This is a genomic window from Ferruginibacter sp. (assembly GCF_014377975.1).
Classification (GTDB): domain Bacteria; phylum Bacteroidota; class Bacteroidia; order Chitinophagales; family Chitinophagaceae; genus Ferruginibacter.
The window spans coordinates 1-11,056 of the sequence record NZ_JACMOO010000373.1 but is presented as its reverse complement, the minus strand read 5'-3'; the positions used below and the strand labels follow the sequence as shown (position 1 = coordinate 11,056).

The window sequence follows — 11,056 nt, the reverse complement described above, 5'->3', positions numbered from 1 at the left end:
TGAAATGAATGAAAAGTACTTTAATTTTTTAAAAGATGTACGGCAAGAGTTCTAACATTGCGGAGTGGTTCGTGAGGACACGAACCACGGTTGAGGCTGAGTTTTTATGAAATGAATGAAAAGTACCTTAATTTTTAAAAAGATGTACGGCAAGAGTTCTAACATTGCGGAGTGGTTCGTGAGGACACGAACCACGGCTGAGGCTGAGTTTTTATGAAATGAATGAAAAGCACTTTGATTTTTTAAAAGATGTACGGGAAGAGTTCTAACATTGCGGAGTGGTTCGTGAGGACACGAACCACGGCTGAGTGGGAATCTTATTATTCTTCTGCCAGTTTTTATGAAATGAATGAAAAGCACTTTGATTTTTTAAAAGATGTACGGGAAGAGTTCTAACATTTTGGAGTGGTTCGTGAGGACACGAACCATGGCTGAGTTCGTGAGGACACGGACCACGGCTGAGGGGACACAATCCATCGCTGAGAATGGTTCGTTCGACACTAACCACGGCGGAGGAAATCAGAAGAAAAATTGTTGAACCTGCACGATATGAATGCCCTGCTAAATAAATTATTTAAGGTAGAGGAGTGAGACTGAAACGGAATTTACCATAAGCATCTTTCCTCAACCAAACTTTTTCTTTCCCATACCTAATGCCAACATTACCATTACAGATAGGGCAATTAAAATACCATAGCTGAGCCCTAGGTTAAACTCATCTTTTGCATGTATAAAGAAAATGATACCGGAGCTGCAAACGGAAATAACAATATAACTCATGCCGCCAGAGAGGCCACTGGCAATACCACCATTTTTTGGGAAACGGGCCAGGCAGTAAGTGAAAAAATTATTAAAAGTATAACCTGCCGCCAACTGAATAATAAATGCAAATGACAAAAGCGTGTACAGGTTGCTAATATACCAGCTGCTGATGAGCATGGTAATTACAAACAATACCTGCAATGTAATATTTACCACCATTCTTTTAAAGAAAGGACGGGTAATAGTGGCCTTGCCAAAAAAGCCACCAAGCATCCACGCAATGCCCAGAAATAAAGAACTGTAACCGGCTACAATAGGAGAGAGTTTCAGCGTATGTTCTATAATAAATGGCCCCGTCATGTTGAACATGATTACCATACAATAAGCCAGGCCACACATTACTAGACCGAGAGTAAAGTCGGACGTTTTTACCATTGTCAAATATACTCTTGCAATGCTCCTCATTTTAAAAGGATAAAAATGCGGCAGCGTTTCAGCACTGTATATAAACTCCGGCACCAACAGCAAAACAGCAAAGCCCGCTAAAAAATAAAAATTGGATTGCCAGCCAAATGATTGTTCCAGGTAACCGCCAATAAATGGTGCAACGATGGGTCCGGTACTCCAGATAATGGAAAAGAGACTTAAATAATGTTTTAATTTATCACCGGTAAACAGGTCGATAAAATATGCCCGCTTGCCAACAACTACAGTTCCTACGGTGATGCCGTGCAAAATGCGCATGGCGTAAATAATATAGATGTTGCTTGTGTTGGCAATTACTATACAGGATGCGGCAAAGACCACCAGGCAAAGCATACTGATACGATATCTGCCAAAACTATCCAGCACACTGCCGATAAATAATTGTGTAATACCGTAGCTTACTAAAAAAAGTGTAAGCGTTAACTGCACTTGTATATTGCTAACATGTAGTGTTCCTGCCATGTTGGGTAGCGACGGCAGGTAAATATCTGTTGCAAAGCCAGACAAAGGCAATAAAGCCATGGCAAGAAAATTGGCCATGCCCCGATTGCTGTTTGTTGCTAAAGAAATTCCTCTTGACATACCTGCTTTGTAAAAATAATTTGCGAAGGTAATACTGCAATATTTGCAAACAGTAGCAAATGAAGATTTGAGTTTGCGTAAAACGGAAAAAATAAGTTTCAACAGTGGATTTTATTTATCCGTCATAACCCCCACAAACAAAAGTATCCATTTAGAATATGGGCTGCAATGCTGCTGAATTATTAAAATATGCAATCGATGCCCACAATAGAAAGTATGAATTTTGGCAAAGAGATTCATTGGCTGTAAATCTTTACAGCAGGCATGTGATGCATCAAAAACTAAACTACATTCATTTCAATCCGTTGGTTATTCACTGCAACCTTGCCAGCAATCCGTGGGTGTATTACTATTCTTCTGCCCGTTTTTATGAACTGAAAGAAAAAAATTTTAATTTTTTAAAAGATGTTCGGGAAGAGTGTTAACATTGTAGAGTGGGTCGTGAGGACACGAACCACGGCTGAGGTATTTCGTGAAGACACGAACCAAGGCTGAGAAATTCACGGCTGAAATAATCAAACAGAAACGCCTGAAAAATAACAATATGAAAAAACTACTACTTCTTTCTTCCTTTTTGACGGTCTTGTTTTTGGCGCCTACGAAGTCACAAACTGCAATTGAAATGGTTACAGACTCATCCACTTTTGTTAATCCATTGAAGGTGCAATTCGGTGATCCTTACGTGTTGCACACCGCGGGTATGTACTATATGTATGGCACTGGCGGCGGAGCGAATCATGGGTTTGCGGCTTGTTCTTCAAAAGACCTGGTACACTGGAAGCAGGAAGGCCAGGTATTTTTTAGCAACAATAAAAATGGCTGGAGCGATACTACTGCTAAATGGGAGGGTGCATACTGGGCGCCGGAAGTGTACGAGGTAAAAGGAAAATTCTACCTTTTTTATAGCGCACAATGGAAGGTAAATCCAGGCCATGAAGAAGAAAATTTTCGTATTGGTGTGGCTGTGGCAGATCAACCAACAGGGCCTTTTATTGATTTGAATACCCGCCCGGTTTTTGATCCCGGATATCCCACTATTGATGCCGACGTTTTTTTTGACACCAATGGTAAATGCTATTTGTACTACTCCCGGGTGGCTTACAAACATCCTGTAGAAAGCGAAGTGGCTGCATTGGCCAGAAAAAAAGGATGGTACAACGAAATTGAAGAAAGTTGGGTATATGGCGTTGAACTTAAACCAGATTTTCTAGGCGTAATTGGCCAGCCGAAATTAATGCTGCGGCCTCCCGTAAGTCTGAGCGACAAGCAATCAGAATGGGAAAGCAGGTCTGTTACTGAGCACGAAGTAAATCGCCGCTGGACGGAAGGCTCGGTAACATTTAAAAAAGACGGCATCTATTACATGATGTATTCTGCCAATTATTTTGGCGGTCAGTATTATGCCATCGGTTATGCCACGGCTACTGCTCCTTTGGGACCTTATAAAAAAGCAGCCAATAACCCGGTGCTGCAAAAAAATACGGATAAGGGTGGCGTGGTTTCCGGCACGGGGCACAATAGCATTGCCTACTCACCCGATGGTAAAGAAATGTTTTGTGTGTATCACGGAAGAACTGCTGCTACCGGTGATGAAAGGGTTGTTTTTATTGACCGTATGAAGGTGAAGGATGGCATAATAACCATTGCGGGACCAACCACCACCACCCAAAAACTTCCTTCTGGCGTAACAGCAACTTCCAGCAATAAATGACATTCTGCAAGGAATTAACCAAAATATTATGGTTTAATAAGCGAAGCCGATATTTGGCTGAAAACCCTTTACTAAAGTCATGCCTCAGGAAAATATAATTTGCTTTTACCTAAAGACTATCCTTAGCAATAACACTCCAGTCATCTCTACCATGGCCCTTGGCTATCCATTGATCCATTACCTTTGCAATACCAGGTACAACGGTAAGGGTTGTCGATGCCTCGGTTGCTGCATCCATCATTAGTCCTGCATCTTTGCGTGCCATATTCAATTCCCAGGAGGGTTCGTTGAACGTTGCTTCCGTTATCTTCTTTAATCGTGCAGGAACCGCCGCGCCAGGGTTCCAGGTATTGAACAACGTAAGCAGATCAGATGGAGCGATGCCATGCACTTTAGCCAGCGCCAGCGCATCGGCAAGGCCGGCAGTCAGGCTTAGTAAGAAAAGATTTCCGGAAAGTTTGAGCGCTGAAGCTTTACCTTCCTGCTCACCAAAATTGATGAGCTTACCCGTCATAGTTGCCAGTGCTGGTGAGTGCTTTTCAATTACAGCCTGATCGCCCGAAACAAGCATAAATCCGGTACTTTCCAGGGCATTTTGCGGCCCCATAAAAACAGGTGCATGCAGGTAAGTAAAGCCTTTGCTTTTCCAATACCGGGTTCTTTGTATAGCTCCTTTTACAGAAGTGGTCGTATGATCTATGATAATGGCACCGGGCTGAAACCCTTTACTGGCAGCGGCCAGCACTTCATCCACCGTTGCATCATCTTTAAGCGTAACATGAATACTATCTGCATCCTGTACTGCTTCAACACTATTGTCGAAGGCTTTTGCGCCATATTGTTCCAATGCTTTTGCTTTGGTTGCGGTGCGGTTCCAAACCTGCACGGTTTCGCCTTTCTGCAACATTGCTTTAACGAAATTGGAACCCAATAGTCCCATGCCTAAAAATGCTTTCATATTAAAAATATTTTTGTAAAGTTAACGAAACAGCTTTCGCCAGCGCTTGTTTTTTCATCCGGCCACGTTTTTATTAATTAGATTCCCGAGCTGTGGTTCATGTACACAAAACACAAGGGTTACAATTTTTATAAACGCTGTTTTTAAAAATTCTCTATAATTAAATAAAATCAGACACATTCTTCGCGGGCCTTCTGGCTAAGGCCTTGAACAAAAAGTGATGGAAATTTTCAACCTTTTATCCGTTACCTTAATTTTTTTTGTTTCTTTTTATCAGAAAAAAAAGAAAGTAGCGTAATAAACGTTAGCGCAAAGACTTTGCGAAGCAAATGCCTCATCCAATAAAATTTAAATGGATTCGTATTTTACGTAATCATTTTTTACCCCGCTCTGCCCAATTCCTTACTGCAGTTAAATGATGAGGCAATATTTTGGGAAGATAAAAATCATGTTTTTTTAATTATCCTTCGACAATTTGGAGAATTGGCCGCTTTGGGATTTTTTTTATAAGTCAGTTGACTAAAAATTATTACGATGCATTGCTTGTAACTGGTAAATCTTATTTGTAATTTTCACAAAGGAAATCAATTAGTTAACCAAACTTATAAACAATGGAAATCAATATTTTAAACTACCCTACACCCCGGCGGGCATTTATCGGAGTGTTGGCTTCTGGTGCCGCAGTCCTTGGCGTGGCATCACTGGCATTTCCCTTACCACTAAAAGCGGGAGCGGCCAATAATAATTTAAAAAGTTCAACTGTAGAAGATCCAGACCTGTGGTTTGCTAAAATAAAAGGCAAGCATCGCATTGTATTTGATGCCACCCATCCTAAAGAAATATTTCCTTTTGCATGGCCCCGAGTTTTTTTATTGACCAATGAAAGCACCGGATCTAAAGCCAACGATTGTGGTGTGGTAGTGATACTGCGGCACAATGCTATTCCCTATGCATTTGAAGATAAACTATGGGCTAAATATAAATTTGGCGAGATGTTTAAAGCCGATGATCCTGCAACAAACGCACCTGCTGTTAGAAATCCATTTTACAAACCAGCAAAAGGTGCTTATAAGATTCCGGGCTTTGGAGATGTGGCTATTGGTATAGATGAATTGCAGGCAAGTGGTGTAATGTTCTGTGTATGCGATGCAGCTATATCAGTGAACTCTGCAGTTACCGCAGAGAAGATGGGATTAAAAGCTGCAGATGTCAAACAGGAATGGCTACAGGGGCTGTTGCCTGGAATACAACCGGTTCCTTCCGGAGTATGGGCAATAGGACGTGCACATGAACATGGCTGCGCTTATTGTGCAGTGGACTGATAAAAGTTAAAAACTACTATTGAGAAGTCGCAGTAGTTTTATTGCGGCTTTTTTTAATGATGCGTTGTAATCAACATTGTCAGATATCCCTGAATGCGCAAGCTTTCTGTAACCCCTGTCAGACATAACTCTTCTATTAAAAAATTTGTAAATCCGGTATAGCATTATAAATAAAGAAGCTGTATCATTAGCACGATACAGCCTTTTTATTCAATGTAGCTGATGTGTACACTGACCTGGATTTTTTATCTCCATATCATCATATCCAGACTTACATAGTGCCGGTGATTGTCATCGTCTTTCCAGATATTATAACGGGTAGGATAATATTTATTGACTGGTGAAAAATAAAGCGGCTGCCTGAAATCCTGGTGTATGGTATTGCCACTTTGAAGTATTGCCAAAGTAATCATTGGCTCTTCAAAAGTTACTTTGCCATCATAGCTTCCATAAATAAATGTGTGCGTAAACACGCCGCCGTTAAGTTCTGGCGAAAGCTGGTTTGCCCAATGTGCCCCCATTTGCGGTACGCCTTCCGGAATATGAAAATACAACGGTGGCATATAACCTTCCGGAGGATTATTGTCAAACATGGCCGGAGCCAGTGGATAAGGGGGAATGGCCATCTGCTCCGCCTCCGATATTTTATAAAAATGAAAATCAAAGTGCGGAATGTCAAAAACGTGTGCCGGCTCATGACCATGCACATTCCAGTTTATTACAAGATGATCAAACGGCGTTAGGGCCCTGGCTTTTTGATGTAGTGGTAAAACAAACGTGCTGGCAGCAAAGGCTGTGGGGTCTGCAGGAAGACCTTCTAAAGCGTTGTTTGTTATCTCATATCCAATAGCAAGCGCTTTATTATCGTGAGAAATATTTATCCATGACCTTACATGCCCGTTGCCCATGTGTATCGTGGGGCCATAAAATGTGTTATACTTTTCGCCACACTCATTCCGGGCATCGTTTTGTGCTAAAGCCTCAATTCCAGGGTCTGGCATAATAACTTTAGCGGTATCGCTTAAAGCAAAATTATCGTTTGGCAAAGAGCTGGTTTCCATGTTGCTTTTGCTACACGAATTGAAAATGGTGGTTACCAGGAAAACCGCAATGGCAGAGAGAAATAATCGTTTCATACATTTTGTTTTAGAAATTAAAAAAAGACTTTGCAAAAACGTTGAAGTGTGGAGATTGGTAAGACTGGAAAATAAAAGTACATAAATTATACTTATTGAACAGGTAAATTTTATTTACTGTTTGTGATTTTTAAAACTTGTTTTTTGGGCTGGAGGTTATCTCAAAGTCTGTCACAAACCCTGAATTATTGATATTGTTTAAAAAGTGCAGGATAACGATATCTTTACCACAAACATTAAATCAACTCTCCTCATTTTATAATAAAATTGTCCTATGCAAAAATGGCATCTTATTTTATTCTGTATCGCCTTTTCAAACTTTTTATACAGCCACGCTAACATCAATTATGGCAACAATAAAGTTGCCGGAAAATATTATTCTTTAAGAGGTATAAAAATGTATACAGAAGAATATGGCAGCGGTAAACCTTTATTACTGATACATGGTAACGGCGGAAGTATCAGTTCGATGGCAAGTATTATCCCTTACTTTTCCCGGCAATATAAAGTGATAGTAACCGACAGCCGGGCCCACGGTAAATCAATAGATACAAATGATTCATTGAGTTTTGAAATGATGGCAGACGATGAAGCTGCGTTGCTTGATGAAATGCATATTAAAGACGCCTACGTTATCGGATGGAGTGATGGTGGTATTATTGCACTGGCACTGGCAATGCGGCATCCCGGTAAAGTAATTAAACTTGCCTCCACCGGGGCCAACCTCTGGCCGGATTCTACCGCGATTATTCCGTCTTTATGGAAAGATGAAAAGCAACACTATGATTCTTTTCACTCAAAAATATTTACTACAGCTAAAGAAAAAAACGACTGGAAAATATTTATGCTGGACTGGCTGCAGCCGAATATTTCTTTATCAGCTTTGCAAAAAATTAAATGCCCTTCCTTAATTATCAGTGGCGATCACGATGTAATAACACTGGAACACACCGTAAAAATTTATCAAAATATTCCGCAGGCATATTTATGGATTTTACCAAATTCCGGACATGCCACCCTGAATGAACATACTGATGAATTTAATAAAAAAGTGAATGAATTTTTTATCAATCCTTATAAAAATCGTTGAGCATAATGCTAAAATTTCTTTTAATTTGAAGGTAAAGGATGGAGTTATTATTGAATATTATCAACAATAAATTACAGAATTACCACTTGAAAACAAGGGATTCAACGAACGGGTATTTCACAAAAGGATTTTGTAATAAAGCAGCGCCGTAAACCGGTTACCGGGGGCTAAGCTAACAGACTTGCAACATTCTTCAACTGATCTTTAAAGGTGTACACAATTATTTCTACTATAAAAAATAGTTTAATGGAAATAGGTATTGATAGTTTTGCAGCTGCCACTTTGCGTGATGATAAAAGTTCAGCATCGGATAGTGTACAGGCTGTTGAAGAATTGCTGGAAAGAATTACTTATGCCGATCAGGTAGGCCTGGATGTATTTGGAATAGGAGAGCATCACCGCAAAGAATTCCTGGATTCTGCACCCACCATTATTCTTGCTGCGGCCGCTGCACAAACAAAGCGTATCCGGCTTACGAGTGCGGTTACGGTGCTAAGTGCAGCCGATCCGGTTCGGGTATTTCAAAATTTTGCAACGCTTGATTTAATTTCCCGCGGCCGTATTGAAATGGTGGTGGGTCGTGGCTCCTTTACCGAAGCCTTTCCCTTATTTGGATTGAAGCTGCAGGATTACGATGAGTTATTTACTGAGAAACTGAATTTACTTTTAAACATACGTGCAAACGAAATAGTAAACTGGTCGGGTAAATTTCGTTCTGCATTAAACAACCAGGCTATTTACCCAAGGCCTTTGCAAAACCCCTTACCCATCTGGATTGGGGTGGGAGGAACGCCGGAATCGTTTGTCCGTGCGGGAACACTTGGGTTGCCGCTGATGGTGGCTATTATTGGTGGAGAAACACATCGTTTTCGTCCTCTGGTTGATCTTTATAAAGCTGCAGGGAAAAAGGCAGGGCATTCGCCGGAACAATTAAAAGTAGGCTTACATTCCCTGGGCTATGTGGCAAATACCACTGCCGAAGCAATGGAAGATTATTTTCCCGGCTATGCTAAAACCTTTACCCGCATTGGAAAGGAGCGTGGCTGGCCTCCGGTTACCCGTACACAATTTGCTGCCCAGGCAGGCCCGTTGGGCGCTTTACTTGTGGGCAGTACTGAAGAAGTAGCAGCAAAAATTTTACGGCACAGTGATGCTTTGGGAGGTATTTCGAGAGTTACTTTTCAGATGGATAATGCAGGGTTATCACATATAAAACTGCTGAAGGCTATTGAGTTGATTGGAACAAGGATAGCGTCGTTGGTGAATGGATGATTTCTTTGCCTTCTTGCAAAAAAAAGCATTACCCAACCGCATTAGTAAACAGCAATCCTGGTGTGCTGTTGTTTTACAGGTTCCTTTGTTTTAGGTACATGTAAACTTAATATGCCCGATTTGTATTCTGCGCTGATAAATTCTGCATCTACATTGGCTGGCAAGGCAATATGCCGGTAAAAATAATTGTTAGTAAATTCGTGTAATTTAAATGTACCCTGTTCCGGTATTGCAGCTGGGTGATGTGCTACACAAACAGACAAAATATTTTTATCAGTATAAATTAACAGTTCTTCTCTGGTTACCCCAGGCAAAGCAATTTCCACTTTAACTGAATGCTCGGATTCGGTTAAATTAACAGGTGGTTGCGTTACAGAACTTTCGGCAAATGATCTTTTAAGTTCCTCCTTTATTTCAACTTCATTGTGTAAGGGTACAAACTGACCGGGATAAATTGAATGACAAGGTTGGGTTGAGATTGAATTTTTCATGCGACTTAATTTAAAATGAATGTATATTCTGACGTCACCAATACCGTGCCTAAAGATAAGCGGATACAGTCTTAAAATCAATGATAAATATCATATAAACAAAGGTCATATTATTAATAATATCTCTTTGTAATTTTATATTTTATCATATACAATTTTTTACAGTAACAGTCAATTTAATTTAAATTCTTAAAGAAGCAAGTGATATAAAATCTATTTGTTTTATAAAAACGGGTAAATGCTGAGAGTCATTGATCATACTGATTGTAACCTCCGTTTGGCTCAATTATATCATTAATTTTGCATAAACCAACGAACATAAAACCAGCCGTAATACAAAATATATTCAGCACAAAATTCATTCATTTTCTATAAAAAATTATCTATGAAGGCGCTTGTAATTTCGGGGGGAGGCAGTAAAGGTGCATTTGCGGGTGGCCTTGCCGAATACCTGATAACAGTATGTAAGCAGGACTATAAAATATTTATTGGAAGTTCAACGGGAAGCTTATTAGTGCCATTACTTTCCATCGGAGAAATTGAAAAACTAAAGAAGGTATTTACAACCGTTACTCAAAAAGACATCTTCAATAACTGTCCATTTCTGTTAAAAAAAAGGAGAGGAGTATACAAAACAAAAATTAATCACCTCGGTATTTTAAAAATGTTTATGGAAGGAAAAAAAACATTTGGAGAAAGTGAAAACCTGCGGGGACTTATTTTTGAAACCATCACTGAATCTGATTTTGACCGTATAAAAAAGAATGACGTAAGTATTACGGTATCTAATTTAAATACCATGGGGTTGAGTATAAAGAAGCAAAAGATTTTACTTACGTTGACTTTGCGAATGGATATGGGCATCAGCTTCGTTAGTTCCTTTTATAAGCCTGGTAAATAAAAACGGATTTGAATATGCGGATGGCGGCATGGGAAATATTGTGCCTGTTTACCAGGCCATTCAAAAAGGACCTACGGATCTTGATATTATTGTTTTAAAGAGTAATGAAAATCCAGTTAATAAATTGTCTGTAAGAAATGCGTTAGATCTTACCTCCAGGGTTTTTTCGTTTATGCTCAACCAGATTGTTACGGACGACTTAATTATTGGCCGCCTTGAAGGCCTGAACAAAAAAATCAAACTCAATTTTTATTATCCCAAAAAAGAACTCACAACCAACTTCCTGATATTTGATCCGAACCAAATGCGGGAATGGTGGGAGTATGGCTATAGCATTGGAAAAGA

The 11,056-nt window shown here is 39.9% G+C and carries 11 protein-coding genes; 7 read left to right on the top strand and 4 right to left on the bottom strand.

The features are described from left to right. Positions 1-624 precede the first annotated feature (624 nt). Positions 625-1,830: an MFS transporter gene (locus H7254_RS18355; protein ID WP_301934354.1), complete on the bottom strand. Its 1,206-nt coding sequence runs from the start codon at positions 1,828-1,830 to the stop codon at positions 625-627. Between the two features lie 158 nt (positions 1,831-1,988). Between H7254_RS18355 and H7254_RS18350 the strand changes: the two genes are divergently transcribed. Further along, complete coding sequence (locus H7254_RS18350; protein WP_301934353.1) at positions 1,989-2,255, top strand: hypothetical protein; 267 nt, start codon at positions 1,989-1,991, stop codon at positions 2,253-2,255. A 119-nt stretch (positions 2,256-2,374) separates the two neighbouring features. Next, on the top strand, positions 2,375-3,541 hold the full coding sequence (locus H7254_RS18345; RefSeq protein ID WP_301934352.1) for a glycoside hydrolase family 43 protein: 1,167 nt from the start codon (positions 2,375-2,377) through the stop codon (positions 3,539-3,541). A gap of 109 nt (positions 3,542-3,650) precedes the next feature. On the opposite strand, the gene H7254_RS18340 is transcribed toward H7254_RS18345, so the two are convergent. Further along, on the bottom strand, positions 3,651-4,499 hold the full coding sequence (locus tag H7254_RS18340) for an NAD(P)-dependent oxidoreductase (protein WP_301934351.1): 849 nt from the start codon (positions 4,497-4,499) through the stop codon (positions 3,651-3,653). A gap of 611 nt (positions 4,500-5,110) precedes the next feature. On the opposite strand from H7254_RS18340, the gene H7254_RS18335 reads away from it, so the two are divergent. Beyond that, positions 5,111-5,821 carry a hypothetical protein gene (locus tag H7254_RS18335; RefSeq protein WP_301934350.1) on the top strand — a complete coding sequence of 237 codons (711 nt, stop codon included), beginning with the start codon at positions 5,111-5,113 and terminating at the stop codon, positions 5,819-5,821. A 245-nt stretch (positions 5,822-6,066) separates the two neighbouring features. Here the strand turns inward: H7254_RS18335 and H7254_RS18330 are convergent, their stop codons facing one another. Then, entirely contained in the window at positions 6,067-6,957 is an 891-nt protein-coding gene (locus H7254_RS18330; protein ID WP_301934349.1) for a DUF5602 domain-containing protein, read from the bottom strand. 274 nt (positions 6,958-7,231) lie between these two features. On the opposite strand from H7254_RS18330, the gene H7254_RS18325 reads away from it, so the two are divergent. Continuing rightward, on the top strand, positions 7,232-8,047 hold the full coding sequence (locus H7254_RS18325) for an alpha/beta fold hydrolase (RefSeq protein WP_301934348.1): 816 nt from the start codon (positions 7,232-7,234) through the stop codon (positions 8,045-8,047). A gap of 246 nt (positions 8,048-8,293) precedes the next feature. Then, positions 8,294-9,319, top strand: a complete 1,026-nt coding sequence (locus tag H7254_RS18320) for an LLM class flavin-dependent oxidoreductase (RefSeq protein ID WP_301934347.1) — start codon at positions 8,294-8,296, stop codon at positions 9,317-9,319. Between the two features lie 41 nt (positions 9,320-9,360). On the opposite strand, the gene H7254_RS18315 is transcribed toward H7254_RS18320, so the two are convergent. After that, complete coding sequence (locus tag H7254_RS18315) at positions 9,361-9,810, bottom strand: Hsp20/alpha crystallin family protein (protein WP_301934346.1); 450 nt, start codon at positions 9,808-9,810, stop codon at positions 9,361-9,363. A gap of 385 nt (positions 9,811-10,195) precedes the next feature. Between H7254_RS18315 and H7254_RS18310 the strand changes: the two genes are divergently transcribed. After that, positions 10,196-10,711 carry a patatin-like phospholipase family protein gene (locus H7254_RS18310; RefSeq protein ID WP_301934345.1) on the top strand — a complete coding sequence of 172 codons (516 nt, stop codon included), beginning with the start codon at positions 10,196-10,198 and terminating at the stop codon, positions 10,709-10,711. 28 nt (positions 10,712-10,739) lie between these two features. Beyond that, a partial coding sequence (locus tag H7254_RS18305; protein ID WP_301934344.1) for a hypothetical protein occupies positions 10,740-11,056 on the top strand: 317 nt, incomplete at its 3' end.